Here is an 18620-nt window from a genome sequence, read left to right on the forward strand (position 1 = left end):
TGAGAAAAAAATTAAAAAAGAATCACTAATTTTAACACTCAAATAAAACGATTTTTGGCACTTCATTTACACTGCTCACTTTCATCCGGCACGGGTGGTTCACTTTAACCGAATTTTCCATTTATATTAATATTGTTCGGCTGAATGCCATCATTCAATAATTTTCTAAAAGCTGTATTAATGCCATTTTCAATTTTGTCCAGCCTCGCATTAAATTCGGGATACTCTTTAAATTGTTTTGTAGCCTTAACCCGCTGTGTAGATTTATTCCAAAATTTGGGATTAAGTTTCTCACCAGTAGAATATTTAAACCTTTTATACTGGTAATTATAAAGCAAGTAGACTAAAGTTTCCTCTTTCGAATTAGGCTCTTTTAATATAAATTTAGCTTTTGACATAAAACAAATATATAGTAAAATTCCTAATTAGGGGACGAATGAGGGGACGAAATATTTTAATTTCATTTAATTTCCGCTTATCTCGTTAAATCAAAAAACCCCTTATATAAAGGGGTTAACAAACTTAAATACAGTAAAATAAGGTAAATTTCGATTAAAATATCTGTGGGTCATACTGGATTCGAACCAGTGACTTCTACCCTGTCAAGGTAACACTCTAAACCAACTGAGTTAATGACCCTATTACAATGTAAAAATATAAAATGTTTTTAATGTTTTGAAAATAAAAATCCCAACACCTATGGTATCGGGATTTTATATGTTGTGGGCGCGAAGGGATTCGAACCCCTGACCCTCCCGATGTAAATCGGGATGCCCCGATCCTTAATTTGTCCTCAATCCTATTAAATGCTCTACCTTCTTACGGCTTTTCCAATTCTTTATCTGCCGTTCCCGCGCCATGGCTTCCAATTTGGAAATATAGGCTTCCTTATAGACCAAACACCAATCCTTTGCTCTTGAGGTAAACCCTTTATGATTCTGCAAATGCCTTTCCAACCTGTCCTGAACATCTTTACTGGAACCTATGTAGTACTTGTCCAGTAATTCAGAATACAATATATAAACGTAATACTCCATAAAAGCAAAAAAGGTTACCCATTTATCATGGACAACCTTAAGCTGTTGTGGGCGCGAAGGGATTCGAACCCCTGACCCCTTGGGTGTAAACCAAGTGCTCTGAACCAACTGAGCTACGCGCCCTTGTAATTGGACTGCAAAGATAAATTAGATTTTCAATTGGCAAAAACTTTTTTAAGAAATTTTCAAATAATTTCAGCTACTACAAAAGTACTGCCTCCTATAAAAATTAAATCATTGGCAGCAGCATTTAATAAGGCTTTATTATAAGCCTCTTTTACAGAGTTATAGGCATTTCCTCTTAATCCGTGATTATTAAAAAATGACTTCAACGTTCTTTCATCTAGACCGCGCGGAATATCTGGTTTACAAAAATAATAGACCGCTTTTTGGGGCAACAAATCTATAATATCGTTTAAATCCTTGTCATTTACAACGCCAAAAACAACGTGCAATGTCTTAAATGTTTCTTTTGACAGCTGATCCATTACACAGGTAAGCCCTTCACGGTTATGACCTGTATCACAAACAACTTTAGGTTCTGTTCTTAAAACCTGCCAGCGCCCCATAAGCCCAGTGTTTTTAACAACGTTCATCAATCCTTCTTTTATATGCGCTTCCGAAATAGTAAAACCACCATTTTGGAGCACCTTAACAGTTTGAGCAACTGTAACCATATTTTTATCTTGATAGCTTCCTAATAAGTCACATTTATAGTTTATAGCCCCCACCTGATCCGCAAATACAATATTGGCATTATTATTTTCTGCTATAGCTGTAAACACAGAAGCCGTTTCGGGTTGTGTCTCTCCAATTACAACAGGAACGTTCGGTTTTATGATACCTCCCTTTTCAAAAGCTATTGCCTCAAGTGTATCGCCCAAAAACTGCATATGATCCTTACCTATATTTGTAATTACCGATACTTCGGGCGTTATAATGTTTGTAGAATCCAAACGACCTCCTAAACCAACTTCTACAACTGCTACATCTACCGCTTGTTTTGCAAAATAATCGAATGCCATACCTACGGTCATTTCAAAAAAGGATAAAGTGTTCTGCTCAAAGAAAATTTTATTAGTGTTAATAAAGTCCACAACAAATTGTTCACTTGCCATCTCTCCATTAACCTTAATCCGCTCCCTGAAATCTTTTAAGTGAGGAGACGTGTAAAGTCCAACTTTGTAACCTGCTTTCTGTAAAATAGACGCTAACATATGACTAGTAGATCCTTTGCCATTAGTACCTGCTACATGAATGGTCTTAAAAGTATTCTCAGGATGATTTAAGTGTTCTGCTAATTTTAAGGTATTGGACAGGTCTTTTTTAAATGCGGTCTTACCTTGCCTTTGATACATTGGTAGTTGGGAAAACATCCAATTAAGTGTATCTTGATATGTCATTTTACTACTGCCCTAAATTAAAGTTTACTTTCACAAAGCCAATTTGTTTTGCCGGTGCATTAGGATCTGGTCTCCATTTGTGCGACAAAGCTATCTTTTTAGCTGGCTCCAATAAACAAGGCGCTGTATTGGTTGTACCCTTAACGCCTGGTTCAGCATTAATAACATTTCCGTTATTATTGACTATAATTTTAACTATTACCATACCTGATTCATTACAGTCTTGCCTGAGTGTTTCATAGGAAGCCCTTCCTCTTCCATTTAATCCATAACCTACACCTCCACTTCCGGTACCAGGATCACCAAAATAACTAGGGGCATACGGATCTCCATCTAATTGTCCTTTATCCCCAACCTTTGAATCGTTTCCTTCACTTCCTGTCTCACTACCTTCTGACTTACTTACGCCACCTATTAAAGCATCCAGTTTTTTCTTCTTAGCTTCTTGTTCTGCTTTTTCTTTTGCTATACGCTCGGCTTCGGCCTTGGCTTTAGCCTCCGCAATAGCTTTTGCCTTAGCCTCAGCTTCTTTTTGCTTCTTTATGGCTATAGCTTCTTCATCTTCTTGGGTCAGAACTTCTTCCTTAGCTTCTGAAGACTTCACTGGTTCGGCTTTTGAAGCTTCGGGTTGTGGCGGTTCGTTTATCTGTTTTGGCTCTGACTTTACAGGCTTTTGGGGCTGTACTGTTCCTTTACCAAAATTGGTCGTACCAAAATTTACGGCCACGCCATACTCTTCAGGAGGATCCATATAAGGTGTTCCAACAACAAACAACAGCAATATTAGAATAACCGTTATAAGCGCTGTTAATTTCGCTGAATCTTTTTCGTGTTGAGTGTTGAAATATTTCATTTCATGTATTTGAAGTTTTTAACCACTTAAATATAAACTATTTAAAAATTAAAAAAATTCATGCTCGTTTCCCTAATTACCTGGCCTTACCGCTAAAATTACTTTAAACTTATTTCTATTGGCTATATCCATAACCTTTACCACATTCTCAACAGGCACCGATTTTTCTGCTCGTAATACAATAGTAGGCTTCGTTTGATTCGTAAGTGCCGCCAATAACTCATTTTCCAAAACACTTTCTCCAACGCGTTTTTGATCGATATAATATGTTAAATCCTTTTTAATGCTTACAGCAACCGACTTCTTATTCTCGGTTTTGCCACTAGCTTTAGGCAACAAAATATCGATAGCATTGGTAGTTACCAAAGTAGAAGCCAGCATAAAAAATATGAGCAGCAGAAATACAATATCCGTCATCGATGACATGTTGAATTCTGGTGTTACCTTGTTCCTCCCTCTAAAATTCATCTTAAGTAGGTTCGTTTAAATGATCTAGAAACTCTAAAGAATTTGCTTCCATTTGGTATACCACTTTATCGGTTCTCACCACCAAATGGTTATAAGCAATATAAGCCACAATACCAACAATTAATCCACCAACTGTTGTTGTCATTGCCGTATATAAACCATCGGCCAACAATTTAATATCTATTTGTCCTCCAGAATTTGCTATTTCAAATATAGAAAGTATCATTCCAATAACTGTACCTAGAAATCCAATCATTGGAGCCGCTCCTGAAATGGTAGCCAATATACTGACATTTTTTTCCAAACCGTAAATCTCCAATCGTCCAGCATTTTCTATAGCTGTATTGATATCGGCCAAAGGCTTACCTATCCTTGATATACCTTTTCCTATTAATCGCGATACAGGAGAATTAACTTGTGCGCATAATATTTGCGCTGAATCAATTTTACCATTGCTCACATGATCTTTTATCTGGTTCATAAAATTGGCATCGATCTTTGAAGCCGCCTTAACTGCAAATAGCCTCTCAAAGTAAATATACGTTGCTAGTATTAACAACATGAACAACAAAAATATTATAACTTGTCCTGCTGTACCGCCACTACCTATAAGTTCTATGATTGAAAGTGTTTTTTCAACAGATTCACCATCTTGAAGTACCTCTGTACCTTCTTGTGTGTTTTGTAATAATGTATTTAGCATATAAATTAAATTTCTTGCAATTGTATAACGCTTGTTTTTTCTTTAAAGTATACTTGGTTTATCAAATTAAATGTGTCATAAAAACGTTCTCTTATAGTAAATCCAAGTAATAACTGGTATTAGAACAAGGTTCTGGTTACCATAAAAGCAGCAGCCCCAACAAGGAACCCTATTAATGCTAACCAAGATATCTTTTTTAAATACCAAAAGAAATCTATTTTTTCCATTCCCATAGCTACAACTCCAGCTGCCGACCCAATAATTAACATACTTCCTCCTGTTCCTGCTGAATAGGCTATAAAATGCCATAGTTCGTTATCAATAGGTTCGTGAAACATTCCTAAACTGGCGGCTACCAACGGTACGTTATCAATAACAGCCGATCCGATACCTAGTAACAACACAACCAAATCTGAAACACCTTCGTGATGTAATTCAGTTCCCAACATAGGCATGGAATCTTGTAATGCCGACGCAAAATCAAATAAGATCCCCAACGATTCCAATGCTGCAACAGCCATTAAAATTCCTAAAAAGAATAAAATACTAGGTAATTCAATTTTAGATAATGAATAGTGCACAGGGCTGTGATGGGCATGCGCATCGCTTTCTTCTGAATCAAAATGTGTCATACTAAATTTTGAATTACTATAAATCTCTGCAAAAATAGCAACAACTCCAAGAGACAACATCATCCCCACATAAGGAGGTAAATGGGTAGCCATTTTAAATATAGGAACAAAAACAATAGCGCCAAGCCCTAAATATAACATGATACTACTAAACTTAGATTTCTTTTTAACTTCAACTTCCTCTTCTATATCCAAATCTCCCTTGAATGCTGGCAAGAAAGAAGCTATAAACGATGGCACGACCATACATAAAAGTGATGGCACAAATAAATAGCCAAATAAATGTCCAGATGTTACTTTTTTCCCTATCCAAAGCATAGTGGTTGTCACATCCCCTATTGGAGACCATGCTCCACCAGCATTCGCTGCTATAATAATTAGTCCTGCATACCAAATACGAACATTTCTGTCTTTTACGATCTTTTGCAGAATAGAAATTAGCACAATTGTTGCTGTAAGGTTATCGATAATGGCAGATAAAATAAAGGCCAAAATGGAAAAAACCCATAAGATTTTCACCTTCTTTTTGGTCTTTACAAAGTCTTTAATGGTAGAAAATCCATCAAAATAATCGATAATCTCTACAATGGTCATCGCACCCAACAAAAACACTAATATTTCGGCTGTCTTTCCTAAATGGTGCAATAACGTCTCTTCCATAAGATGCATTTTCTCTTCAGAAGTGTAACTACCAAACCCATCTAACAATGCATGTTTTGCGGAATCGAACCATTGGGTGAAACTATCTAATCCCAATGCAATTGTAGCCCAACAAATTGCCATCATTATCAATGCTGGGACAAGCTTATCCATTTTCAAACTATGCTCTAAAGTAATGGCTAAATACCCCATTACAAATACCAAAATAATTAGTGATTCCATATATTAACTGTTATTATATAAGTTGGCTTAATGCAATCTCAAATGCCGTTGCGCTAATGCCTGTTTTAGACTGATTTTTATTATATACGTTTTCTATTGCTTTTTTAATAATATTGGATGTATCATTGAATATGGCTTCATCGGTCATTTGTACGCGACGCTCCATAAAATAGGCAAATACACGTGCCATACCACAATTGGATATAAAATCGGGAATGACACTTATCTTGGAATCGGTATGTTCCATAATAGGACCAAAAAATATTTCCTTATCTGCAAATGGCACATTGGCGCCACATGAAATAACTTCCAAACCACTGTGTATCATCCTATCAATTTGATCGATGGTTATTAAACGAGATGCTGCACAAGGCGCGAAAATTTCGGTTTCTAGAGACCATATTCTTTCGTTAATTTCCTCAAACGGAATTAAATTTTCGCTTACTAATGTATTTCCTTTTTTAGCCAAAAATAAATCTGTTATCTCTTCAAACGTAAACCCTTCTTCTTTTATAAGCCCTCCTACAATATCAATTATCCCTACAATCTTTGCTCCCATTTGTGACAGATAAAATGCCGCTGCTGCCCCAACATTTCCAAACCCCTGTATGACTGCTCTTTTATCCTTTAAGGCGCCTCCATAAGTAGCATAATACTGCTTAACAGCCTCGGCTACACCAAAACCTGTAATCATATCGGCTACAGTGTATTTTCTTAAAACACTAGGTGAGTAATCAGGATTTTCAATAACTTTTATAACACCTTGCCTTAATTGCCCTATTCTATTAATTTTATCCGCTTCAGTTGGTCTAAAATGTCCATTAAAAACGCCTTCCTGCGGATGCCATACACCACTTTCTTCTGTTATTGGGATTACTTCATGGATTTCATCTACATTTAAATCACCTCCTGTTCCATAATAACTTTTTAACAATGGAGAAACTACTTTATACCAACGTTCTAATACCTCTTTTTTTCTTGGGTCGTTAGGATCAAAATTAATTCCTGATTTAGCACCTCCTATTGCTGGACCCGATATGGTAAATTTGATCTCCATTGTTTTGGCCAAGGACAATACTTCATTCATATCAAGTCCCTTGCGCATGCGCGTTCCTCCTCCTGCTGCTCCACCTCTTAACGAGTTTATAACTACCCAACCTTCAGCATCTGTCTCAATATCTTTCCAATTAAAAACAATTTCTGGAGCTTTATCCTCGTACTTCTTTAATAATTCTTTCATTTATGTATATTCGTTTGATTCATTTTTTAGCTAATGGTCTAATTCTATAGGTAAACACTACAAACGAAGCTAAAGCTGAGTCATAAGAAATATATTTAAAATCATTAAGCAACAAATATAAAAAACAAAAGTCCCTTTAGGATTAATTTTCAATTATTTTTATGGGTGGTATATTTTTCCGGAACTATGATTTTTAGATGCTCCGGTAACACTTTGAAGGCAATTGACTTCATCTCTAAGTTTTAGCACTCCCAAAAAACCAAATATTAAGGCTTCTTTAAATTCAACAATGTCATTAGAAGGAATTAAAATGGTATGATTTGTATTATGTTTGAGTCGTTCTATAAGAAAGTTATTGTATGCACCTCCTCCAGTAATGAACACATTGGCTTTATTCTTTTTATTTACTTCGGAAGCAACTTGAACAGCGATATGCTCAACAAAGGTTCTTAATACATCTTTTGTATTAATTTCAAAGGTATTGATTAAAGGATAAACATTGGCATCAACCCATTCTAATCCTAACGATTTAGGTGGTACTTCTTTATAAAAGTGTAGATTATTCAATTTTTTCAACAAATCTTCATGAACCGTTCCAGAAGCCGCTATTTGTCCGTCTTGATCAAAATCAAAACCAAGATGGTTTACATGCTTGTTTAGCACAATATTCACAGGGCAAATATCGTAAGCAATTCGCTGTCCTGCGCTTTCGGTCGAAATATTTGCAAAGCCACCCAAATTCAAACAAAAATCGTATTCAGAAAACAACAATTTGTCGCCTATAGGGACTAAAGGAGCTCCTTGCCCACCTAACTCTACATCTTGTACTCTAAAATCACAAACAACTGTTTGCTCTAACAATTGAGCCAGCTTCGGTTTATTACCTATTTGATAAGTCACTTTCTTATCTGGTTGATGCAATGCAGTATGCCCATGCGAACAAACAGCATCAATATGCTGAATGCTGTTTTTGAACAGAAATTGATTTATAACACCTGACAAGAATTCGGTATAGTCATCATCAATCGCTTCTAATTGTTGAATAGGCAAAGACACCAACTTCTTTAACCTACGACGCCAATTTTCACTATAATTAACCGTTTCAGCAGCCAAAATTTTAAAATTCCATCTATCTTTCAACTGAAACTCAGCATATACTAAATCTATTCCATCTAAAGATGTCCCCGACATTACCCCGACTATACTATAAATATTTTTTATCATATTCAACAAAAATAACAATATCCATTAAAGATATAACACTAAAACACTATATTTACATGTATATTTTATCAAATCAATAATTCATTGTTTCACTTATGGATTTTAGCCTTTCTGAAGAACATAAAATGATACGCGACGCTGCTCGCGATTTTGCTCAAAATGAACTACTTCCCGGTGTTATTCAGCGTGATGAAGAACAATACTTTCCGGATGAGCTTGTAAAAAAAATGGGAGACCTTGGTTTTATGGGGATAATGGTAGATCCAAAATATGGAGGAAGTGGCATGGATACTATTTCTTATGTCTTGATTATGGAAGAGCTTTCAAAAATTGATGCTTCAGCATCTGTTATTGTTTCTGTAAATAACTCATTAGTTTGTTATGGTATTGAAGCCTATGGCTCTAAAACCCAAAAGCAAAAATATCTCACAAAACTGGCTACTGGTGAGTTTATCGGTGCTTTCTGTTTAAGTGAACCTGAAGCAGGCAGCGATGCTACTTCCCAAAAAACGACAGCTATTGATAAAGGAGACCATTATATTCTTAATGGCACAAAAAACTGGATAACTAATGGTGGACGGGCAGATGTATATTTAGTAATGGCACAAACAGACAGAGATAAGGGTTCCCATGGCATTAATGTATTTATTATAGAGAAAGGGATGGAAGGTTTTCATGTTGGCCCTAAAGAAAATAAACTGGGAATACGTGGTAGCGACACGCATACATTACAATTTAACGATGTTAAAGTTCCAAAAGAAAACAGAATTGGAGACGATGGTTTTGGGTTTCGATTTGCAATGAAAACAATTTCTGGAGGCCGTATTGGCATTGCTGCTCAAGCTTTAGGTATTGCGCAAGGAGCTTACGAATTGGCTTTAAAATATTCTAAAGAACGTAAAGCTTTTGGAACTGAAATCGCCAACCATCAGGCCATAGCTTTTAAACTAGCCGATATGCATACTGAAATTTCTGCTGCGCGGCATATGGTTTTGAAAGCTGCATGGGACAAAGACCAAAATAACAATTACGATGTATCCAGTGCCATGGCAAAACTTTACGCCTCACAGGTAGCAATGAAACACACCGTTGAAGCTGTTCAAATACATGGCGGTAATGGCTTTGTAAAAGACTATCACGTAGAAAGGCTAATGCGCGATGCCAAAATAACCCAGATTTATGAGGGAACTTCTGAAATTCAGAAAATTGTAATATCTAGAAGCATTACAAAAAAATAGAAAAACTAACATTCATAGCATATAAGTAAAGCCAATCCTTTCAAGATTGGCTCTTATATTTCTTGCAGGCACTATTTCAACTTAAAATTTTACGCGATAATTGAGGTTTATATGCCCCGATGCAGTTTAGCGTTTTTTTACTAAATTTACTCAACTAGCTAATTATCAAATTTTTAAATCATGAAGAAATTAACTAATTCACTAACTGTTTTTTTGATTCTCATATTTTTATTTAGCTGTAAATCTGATAAAAAAGAGGCTACAGAAAAAGAACCATCGTCTGACCAAACTGAAACTACTAAAACAAATAAAAGATTTGTTGACGTTACAACAAAAAGTATGGAATTTATGTCGGTTGATACCATCCGCTCTGGATGGAATACATTTAAATACCATAACCTTTCCAACGAAACGCATTTTCTTTTGGTCGAGAAATATCCGCCTGGAAAAACTATAGACACATTGGAGACTGTGGTTGTTCCTGTTTTTACAAAAGGTATGGATTTAATCAATGCAGGTAAAATGGAGGAAGGTTTTGCTGCATTTGGTGCTTTACCTGAATGGTTTTCTGAAATTCAATTTTTAGGAGGCACTGGACTCATTGCTCCCAAACAAACAGCAACAAGTACCATTAAGCTTAGTCCTGGCTATTATATTTTGGAATGTTACGTTAAAATGCCTAACGGAAAATTCCATAGTTCCATGGGCATGGCTAAAGCCATTATTGTAAATGATGATGACAGTGGTAACACACCGCCAAGTGCTAATGTACACATTACCATATCAAGCACAGAAGGCATCACTTTTAACGAGGAAATTAAGAAAGGGGAAAACACATTTTCTGTCTATTTTAAAGATCAGATTGTTCACGAAAACTTTGTAGGTCATGATGTTAACCTGGTAAAGCTAGATGCTAATGCCAATATAGATGCTCTTGAAATATGGATGAACTGGGCAGACCCTAAAGGCCTTATAACCCCTGTTCCTAATGGTGTTGTATTCTTAGGAGGTGTAAATGATTCTCCCAAAGGGAGTACAGGTTACTTTACCGTTCATTTATCACCTGGCAATTATGCATTTATATCGGAAGTCCCAAACGCTTTAAAAAAAGGAATGCTCAAAACATTTACCATTTCAGAATGATTTAAAAAAGCCACTTGAGCTAACATTTATTCTCAAGTGGCTTTCCTTTAATGGTATTCAATAAAGCTTATAACTTTCTAATTTTTATGTTTTTATACCAAATAAAACTTCCATGGTCCTGGAGTCCTATTAATCCAGATTTGGCTTTTCCATAATCTGGATAATCTTTCCATTTTTCCGAACTTTTACGCGTTTCCCAATCCTCAGACCACGGCACAAATTCCACCGTTTTTTTCCCATTTAACCAGTAGCTAACCTTTTTATTGGTAAAAACAATACGGGATGTGTTCCATTCTCCTGCCTTTTTTACGGCACCTTCAAAATCTGGATTGTACATACCATAATCCGCAGCAACAGACTGCCAAGGTTCTAACTTCTGGGGAAATCCTAGTTGATCAATTACCTGATATTCTGGTGCATTGTAATACGGTGCTTTGTATTGTTCTCCTTCTATCACATGATAAAAAATACCACTATTACCACCTTCAGCTATTTTCCACTCTAAAGACAGTTCAAACTCACCAAAAGCCTCAGCTCCATAAACAATATCGCCACCTATATCGCCTCCTTTGCCTAAAGACTTTAAGGTACCATCTTCTATAATCCAACTTTCTGGTAATTTATCACTATTAAATCCTCTCCAACCTTGGGTTGAAGTCCCATCAAATAAGTATTGCCATTCAGGAGTTTCATTGCCCTTATCTTCATTCACAGTTTCAGCTTGATTAGTTTGCTTGCTGGTATTTTTACAAGCAACTATTAATAGAAAAACAACAAATACATTAACAATCTGTTTCATATACAATAGTTTTTTAATTACAATTTAAATAAACGTTCATTTATTAAATACGGGGACAGCACAAATAATACTTATTACTGCCCCTGTACTTTTAACGGTTATCTATTTTGCCAGGTCTTTAATTCTAATATTACGGAACCAAAGCTCAGAGCCATGACCCAAAAAGCCTATATGCCCTTTTGTTCTTTTTAATCCTGGATGATCTTTATGATCCGCTGTACCGTTCTTTGTTGCTTCCTTGATGTTTCCGTCGACAATTACAGTACCGTTAAGCGTTATTTTAATATGATCACCCTTAACTTGAACTTCCTCATAGTTCCATTCACCTACTGGCTTTAAAAATCCTCGCTTTGCAGCTATAATTCCATAAACCGAACCATGATACTGGTAAGGTTTCAAATTAGCATAAATTGAAGCGGTGTTATCCAATATTTGCAACTCTTTACCAACATAGGCTGCATCTCCCTTAAGTGGAGCATGAATCCCTAAACCGTTATTTGCTCCCGGTGTTAATTTGAATTCAAAGCGAAAAATGAAATCGGAATACTCCTGAGCCGTAAAAAGATTACCATGTCCACCTTGCTTTGGGCGTACGGCTATTTCATTATTATCTACAACATAATCTACTTTATTTCCAATCCAATGGTCCAGGTCTTTACCATTAAACAACGATTTAAACCCTTCTTGTCTTTCTTCCTTGGTTAATAAATTATCTCCTGAAACAATTTCCCTAACATACACATTCCTAAACCCTAAATCCTCTCCATGAGCCTGTAATTCTATCGCTTCCTTTGGGAAGATTTTTTGACTACGGTCCCAGTAATTCTCAAGAGGTACGTTATCGGTCACCAATACACCATTTAAGTAAACGGTAACGCGATCGCCTATCATTTTTATACGGAAGGTGTTCCATTCGTCAACCGGATTATCTGCAACTACAAGCGGCTTACTTTCATGCTTTTGGTTATTATACAAACCTCCACTTCCAACTTGAGCTCCAACATTGGTTCTTGCAATATCCCATATCTGCACTTGTGGCGTTCCCCGAAGATATATACCACTATCACCTCCATTTGTTATTTTCCAATCTACGAGCATTTCAAAATCACCATAATCCTTAATAGTACATATATTATTATAGCCCTCACCTTTAAACCCTATAACGCCATCCTTAACAAACCAGTCTCTCAACATTTGCTCATTAGCCGCAGATTGCGCTTTTTCCAGAGCCTTCTTGGACATTTTTTGTCGCGCTATTGGATTTTTAACCAAACCTTCCCAACCTGAAAGGTCCTTACCATTAAAAATGGAAACAAAACCTTCCTCTTTAGGCATATTCTCTAAAAACTCTTTCACATCAATCTTAATATATTGACTATCTGGCCCTGTTAAATTGTCAACACTTTTAGATACAATATTTCTAACCAGCGTTCCACTTAACCCATTATTCTTTCCAGGAGTTGGGAGTGCTATTTTAATAACAGCATTGGAAGCTGTTGTTAACAATTCCTTTTCATCTAAAAACTCCGAAACAAATATTAATGACAAAAAGGTTTTAATGTTACCAGCTGCCTGTATAATTTTCTTTTTCTGATCTTTCGTATTAGCATACGGCATTAGTTTTCGTACCAGCAGTAATTTTTGATCCTCCGGCACACCAGATTTACCAACTTTCTTTAAATAGTTATTAAAAGCGTTGGCTTGTAATGAAGCATCTCCATTTTTTACTGTTTGAAATAATACAGGAAGGGCATCATTATTTTGCCAATCGGATAAGGTCTGTAAAGCCAAATCTTTAGCCTTAGCACTTCCTGTTTTTAATTGATCTGACACCAATGTTAAAGCTTTATTACTACCCAATGCAGACAGTAGGGGCACCCATTTAGATTGTTCTGAAGCATTTTGATAGGCTCTATAAATAAGCTCTGAATCTACTCCTTCATTGGTCTTTAATATAGAGATAATACCTTTTTGAATATTGCTTATATTGACATCCTCTGTTGCTTCTGGGAGCAACGCTATTAAATCGGATAAGTTATCGGACGATGCCATTAATGGCATTGCAGCATAAATAGTTTGTTTTAAATCGTTATCGGCACCATTTAAAAGTCCAACAATAGTATCGAATTGATCATTCGCATTACGTAGGGCCAGTACATTAACCAGTACCTGCTTTGCTTTAGAATTGGAGCTAGTTAATGTATTTGCTAACACTGCTGAATCTTCTATCGAAACCACTCTAAGTAATGTCGCTTCCAAAGCTTTATACTCTGCATCAGAAGCAGCTATTTTTAAAGACTTTAATAAAGCGGGTAACGCTTTTTCTTTCTTTTGATAAGCCAGTTCTTTGATACCTGCTACCTTCACCGCTTCATTACTAGATTGAATGGCTGGAACCAAACATTTTTCAAAAACTACAGCGTCATCACTTTTGCTTAGCATGTTTACAATTAAAGGTTTGACTTCATCTGAAGCCTTTTTATATGCTTTCACCCATTTTATAACATTTTCAGCTGAAAGGTTTTCCGAGGCAGCATCTAACACAACAGCCTTATAAGCTACATCACCTTTTTTAATTTCTTTTAGTAATGTCTTAGTTGCTTCTTTATTTTTGAAGTCATTGATTAAATAAATCCCCGCAGATCTAAAATGCAACTGATCTTCAGCAGTACAATTTTTAAGCAATAATGTTCCTATTTCTAAACTTAAATCAGTTTTTCCACTTTCTGCTAACTTATTACCATAATGTATTAAGGCTAAAATAGCTTTGGAATCATCTAATTTATAGTTTGATGCTCTTGCTGCTGAAATTAAATACCCCATAGTATCTACAGAGCCTATTTCGGCCAAGGCCATAATGGCTCTTTGCTGAATATCTTTAGTGGCTGACTTTCCTAATTCATACAATAAAGATTTAGCTGGAGCATATTGCAGTTGCCCCAAAACTTCAATAAAAGCAGGCTTATATACATTATCTGCCGTTTTAGTGGCCTCTAAAACAGTTTGCGCTGCTTCATCAGTTCCAACAGCTCTTAATGTTGCAAGTGCTGGTTTGTGTAAGTTTTTATCGGATAAATACTTACTTAGTTGTGGAATACTTTCATTTGTTCCACAAACAATTAAACGTTCCATTAAAAAAGTTTTCACTTCATTATCCGAAGCCTTATTCAAAGCTTTAAGCAAAGCTTGTTCTACAACATTATTTGAATTGGCATTTTGATGAGCACCTCCGTATACAGCCACACTTTGTATGGCATAGCGTGCTTTTGTATCGTCTCCTGTTCCCAGGGGCACCAACATATCAGTAAACTTCAAAATACCTTCTATATCCAAACTTATCACCTCCTCCATTAATCTGTTGGAATGATTTAGGTCTTTAGTTGGTAACTGTGCTAAAATATCAGCTACTTTAGTTTCTAGCGTTCTATTTATTTGTCCTGTTGCAATTTGTGAGGCACCTATAAATAAAACAACTGTACTTATAATTGTTATTATTCTTTTCACACGTTTAAATTTTAGTTAATTATTTGATTATATACTAATTATAAAATTGAGAACGTACGCAACCGCTTCGCTCTCCCATTAAAAATTTTAAACATACCTTTTATTTGAAGCTATTTTTAAAATTTATTAATGATCGTTTCATGTTGTTACTTTTTTTATTAATAAGCCCAAGAGCTTCGCATTGGTTGATTTATTAATCTGTTCGCTTCTTCGTCGTTAATAAACTCTTGCTTTACTGGATCGAATTCTAAAGTTCTTCCCAATCGAAGTGCTATGACTCCCATGTTTACTACGGTAGCCGATCGGTGCCCATTTTCTTCATTTAAGGCAAACTTTTGACGCGTTTTTACCGATTCGGTAAACGTTGATATTTGTTCTTCTGGATCGGGAATACTGTTAACAATCCCCTCTATATTAGGAATTGTGGATTTAAATCCATTAAATATCTTTCCATTAGGACCTTCTATATAAGCTGCTCCTTTGTCTTGATTAGCGCCATCTAAAATAATCTGACAACCATCGGCATAAGTAAAAACTATTTTTCTCCAAGTGCCAATCGCATCATAATGTTGCTGAGGAGCATCTACTTCAACTTTAATCGGACTTGTATTATCTTTCCCTAAAAAATATTGTACAGGATCTATATAATGTTGCCCCATATCGCCCAGTCCACCGCCATCATAATCCCAATAACCTCTAAAAGTTGAGTGTACTCTATGTGGATTGTATGGTTTTTCGGGAGCAGGTCCTAACCACATATTGTAATCTAAATGTGCTGGTACAGCTTCTGGTTTAAGATTCTCTTTCCCTACCCAGTAGAACTTCCAATTAAAACCAGTAACGCCGCTAATAGTAACCTTTAGCGGCCACCCTAATGCACCACTATCTACAACCTTTTTTAATTTTTTAACAGGTGTTCCCATACCGTAAAAGTTATCTTTAAATCGGAACCATGTGTTTAATCGAAACATTCTTCCGTGTTGCTTCATGGCTTCAACAACACGTTTTCCTTCTCCAATGGTTCGTGTCATTGGTTTTTCACACCAAACATCTTTTCCTGCTTCGGCTGCCATTACAGACATTATTCCATGCCAGTGTGGTGGTGTAGCTATATGTACAATATCAATATCTGGACGTTGTAAAACGTCTCTAAAATCTCTATATCCCTTCACATCGTTGCCTACTTTTTTCAAAGTATTGGCTAGGTGTTTGCCATCAGCATCACAAATAGCAAGCAACTTAGTCCCTTCATAATTTAGATGGCCTTGTCCCATACCTCCAACGCCTATCACTGCCTTAGTTAATTGATCACTTGGAGCTAAAAAGTTAGGACCTCCCATAACATGTCTTGGAATAATACTGATTCCTGCTGTAGCGACTATTGCTTTTTTCACAAAGTCCCTCCTAGTATTTAACTGTTTCTTCATATAGTTAATTTTATAATAAGGTAAACATTAAGATTATTGAATTAGGTTGTGATATAATTCAATTGAGTTGTAAATCTAGGAGGCTGCGATGTAGTAATAGGGGTAATAAAAAGGGTAATTAGCTTAAAATAAATCCATTTAAACTAAATAAGTTCTTTTAAATAAGGTTCTTCATAGAATTGTTCGTATAACCTTTTAAAATGTTCCGTCACTTTTTGAGCAGACATATGCTTCCCTTGTCGAATTAAAATTTCAATTTTTGATTTAACAGCATCCTCGTGTAAAGGATCTATAATCAAAATGGCATCAATTATTTCTATTAGATAAGTATCATCCAGATTGTTCTTGCTTAAATAAGGTGTTAAAATTTCCAAAATAAAACTGTCATATCTGGCCTTAAATGGATCTATCCAATCCACATCAAAATTAGGCAAAAGAACACCAGAATTTACAATAGGTAATATATTATGTATATCGCCTAAAACATTTACATCTTGCTTAGAATTAAATAAATTAGGCAAGTTTTTTTGTAATTCAAAAAGATCTATCGCAGAAGATTTGCCTATTTCAAGCTTCCATTTCTTATCAGAATAGACTATTTCTAAATCGGGTTCTTCAACAAAAACCTTTCGAATTTCTTTAATTTGTGTACTCCTATTATTTTTTACTCGAGCAGATGAAAAACCGGGCCAAAGAATTTGCCCCATTTTCTTTGATGTTATACCGCCTTCCCTTAGTGTATACAAAATTAGGCACAATAATAGCTCACGACGTTTTGGAGAAAATTTATGCGTAATATCCTCTCTTTTTGAATTAAGAACTTTAAATCCTCCTAAACATTGAATCGTATAATGTGTTGCTAAAACACCTGTACTTAATTCCAACTCTATCTTATTGTATTTAATTACCCGCCTAGGACTTGCCCTTTTTCTATTTTTAACAGATAAAAAAACAATTAAAAAACAAACAACTATCCCTAATACAATTAATGGCAATATATGGAGTTCTTCATTTTCAACTGAAACACCTACACTATAGATCTGCTTAATTTCATTATCGCTTAAAGCACGCTGCCACATCCCTAAATTAGCCATTAAACCCTCGTAATTTTCTCCCCATAGATTAGTTCCAACGAGTATTGAATGGTTGGTTTGCTCAATTCTGGAAGCTATAATCTTATAAACCAATTCACCATTAACATAAAAACATAATTCGTTACTAGGCAAGTATACAAAAGCCACATGAGTCCATACACCAGCTTTAACAGCCACACGATCACTAAAATGATCTTTTATACCAGGCGTGGTAAACTGTAAATGTCCATTACTGATTTTAGCAGAAAACACCTTTCCCTTTCCAACAATACTTAACCTTCCTACTGTTGTCGCAGGTTTAACCCAAGCAGCAATTGTTAGTTCGTTAAATACAATATCTTTTTCGTTCCTTAAATCAATATAACTAGAAACACCATTAAAAATGGCGACTTTACCAAACTGTTCATCCTTTGAAAATGCAATATCACTATACGCTTTCACATCTTCAAGTGAGATTAAATTATTTACAGTCCCATTTAAAGGCATGTAGACTTTTAATTTTTCCTTTATGTCATATTTAAATGCTCTAAATATTTTTGGCTTATTATTATTAAAATCATTAAAATTAAAAATATCGGGAGAAAACCAAAAGCCACGCTTTTGAGGTGTAAGTATTTCGGATGTAGAGTTAAAAATCCCAGTAGTCACTTTTCCTGGAAGTTCCTTCCATGAAACATCTCTTAACGGCTCACCATTAATTTCTGCTGTAACGGTATATGTAGTAGTATCTAAATTGGTTTGAAGTGTATCAATTGATGTCTGTCCGTAGGACATTCCTATAAATAAACACCAATAAAGTATCACTATTTTTTTTGTTATACCCATAGAAACAAAGCAATGCCTCGAAGGTATAAAAAAACTCCATCTCTTAAAACAATAATTAAAAAGATAAACCTAAAAGTAAAGAGAAAGTGAACCAGACAATCCATTTTGGGGCATGGAGAAAAAAAAGGCAAAAAAAAAAGTCCCGTTC

15 protein-coding genes and 2 tRNA genes are annotated in these 18620 nt (G+C 35.5%); 2 read left to right on the forward strand and 15 right to left on the reverse strand.

The genetic code is table 11. From position 1 onward, the window contains the following. Positions 1 to 104: 104 nt before the first annotated feature. The 11 genes from JF259_RS16900 to JF259_RS16950 all read right to left on the reverse strand — a co-directional run bounded on the left by JF259_RS16900 (position 105) and on the right by JF259_RS16950 (position 8442). Positions 105 to 398, reverse strand: a complete 294-nt coding sequence (locus tag JF259_RS16900) for an Arm DNA-binding domain-containing protein (protein ID WP_199116891.1) — start codon at positions 396 to 398, stop codon at positions 105 to 107. Between the two features lie 166 nt (positions 399 to 564). Next, positions 565 to 639 (reverse strand) — tRNA-Val (locus JF259_RS16905). A gap of 143 nt (positions 640 to 782) precedes the next feature. Beyond that, positions 783 to 1037, reverse strand: a complete 255-nt coding sequence (locus tag JF259_RS16910; RefSeq protein ID WP_199116892.1) for a GIY-YIG nuclease family protein — start codon at positions 1035 to 1037, stop codon at positions 783 to 785. Between the two features lie 48 nt (positions 1038 to 1085). Then, a tRNA-Val gene (locus tag JF259_RS16915) sits at positions 1086 to 1160 on the reverse strand. Positions 1161 to 1222: 62 nt separating this feature from the next. After that, positions 1223 to 2440 carry a bifunctional folylpolyglutamate synthase/dihydrofolate synthase gene (locus JF259_RS16920; protein ID WP_199116893.1) on the reverse strand — a complete coding sequence of 406 codons (1218 nt, stop codon included), beginning with the start codon at positions 2438 to 2440 and terminating at the stop codon, positions 1223 to 1225. A gap of 4 nt (positions 2441 to 2444) precedes the next feature. Continuing rightward, positions 2445 to 3293: an energy transducer TonB gene (locus JF259_RS16925; RefSeq protein WP_199116894.1), complete on the reverse strand. Its 849-nt coding sequence runs from the start codon at positions 3291 to 3293 to the stop codon at positions 2445 to 2447. A gap of 72 nt (positions 3294 to 3365) precedes the next feature. Beyond that, a complete protein-coding gene (locus JF259_RS16930) occupies positions 3366 to 3761 on the reverse strand; it encodes an ExbD/TolR family protein (protein ID WP_199116895.1) in 396 nt (131 codons plus the stop codon). 1 nt (position 3762) lies between these two features. Further along, positions 3763 to 4464, reverse strand: a complete 702-nt coding sequence (locus JF259_RS16935) for a MotA/TolQ/ExbB proton channel family protein (protein WP_199116896.1) — start codon at positions 4462 to 4464, stop codon at positions 3763 to 3765. A gap of 119 nt (positions 4465 to 4583) precedes the next feature. Then, entirely contained in the window at positions 4584 to 5978 is a 1395-nt protein-coding gene (nhaD, locus tag JF259_RS16940; RefSeq protein ID WP_199116897.1) for a sodium:proton antiporter NhaD, read from the reverse strand. Between the two features lie 13 nt (positions 5979 to 5991). Continuing rightward, on the reverse strand, positions 5992 to 7218 hold the full coding sequence (locus JF259_RS16945) for a Glu/Leu/Phe/Val dehydrogenase dimerization domain-containing protein (protein ID WP_199116898.1): 1227 nt from the start codon (positions 7216 to 7218) through the stop codon (positions 5992 to 5994). Positions 7219 to 7377: 159 nt separating this feature from the next. Beyond that, on the reverse strand, positions 7378 to 8442 hold the full coding sequence (locus JF259_RS16950) for an anhydro-N-acetylmuramic acid kinase (protein WP_199116899.1): 1065 nt from the start codon (positions 8440 to 8442) through the stop codon (positions 7378 to 7380). 95 nt (positions 8443 to 8537) lie between these two features. Between JF259_RS16950 and JF259_RS16955 the strand changes: the two genes are divergently transcribed. After that, entirely contained in the window at positions 8538 to 9680 is a 1143-nt protein-coding gene (locus JF259_RS16955; protein WP_199116900.1) for an acyl-CoA dehydrogenase, read from the forward strand. Positions 9681 to 9860: 180 nt separating this feature from the next. Then, positions 9861 to 10823 (forward strand): hypothetical protein, encoded by a 963-nt coding sequence (locus JF259_RS16960; RefSeq protein WP_199116901.1) that lies wholly within the window; start codon positions 9861 to 9863, stop codon positions 10821 to 10823. A 67-nt stretch (positions 10824 to 10890) separates the two neighbouring features. On the opposite strand, the gene JF259_RS16965 is transcribed toward JF259_RS16960, so the two are convergent. The 4 genes from JF259_RS16965 to JF259_RS16980 form a co-directional block, all read right to left on the reverse strand. Further along, entirely contained in the window at positions 10891 to 11622 is a 732-nt protein-coding gene (locus tag JF259_RS16965; protein WP_199116902.1) for a 3-keto-disaccharide hydrolase, read from the reverse strand. 102 nt (positions 11623 to 11724) lie between these two features. Continuing rightward, positions 11725 to 15126: a DUF1080 domain-containing protein gene (locus JF259_RS17775; RefSeq protein WP_199116903.1), complete on the reverse strand. Its 3402-nt coding sequence runs from the start codon at positions 15124 to 15126 to the stop codon at positions 11725 to 11727. 158 nt (positions 15127 to 15284) lie between these two features. Then, a complete protein-coding gene (locus JF259_RS16975) occupies positions 15285 to 16553 on the reverse strand; it encodes a Gfo/Idh/MocA family oxidoreductase (protein WP_199116904.1) in 1269 nt (422 codons plus the stop codon). Positions 16554 to 16696: 143 nt separating this feature from the next. After that, entirely contained in the window at positions 16697 to 18421 is a 1725-nt protein-coding gene (locus tag JF259_RS16980) for a LamG domain-containing protein (RefSeq protein ID WP_199116905.1), read from the reverse strand. Positions 18422 to 18620 lie beyond the last annotated feature (199 nt).

It is taken from the genome of Snuella sedimenti (genome assembly GCF_016428595.1).
In the GTDB taxonomy this organism is placed as follows: Bacteria; Bacteroidota; Bacteroidia; order Flavobacteriales; family Flavobacteriaceae; genus Snuella; species Snuella sedimenti.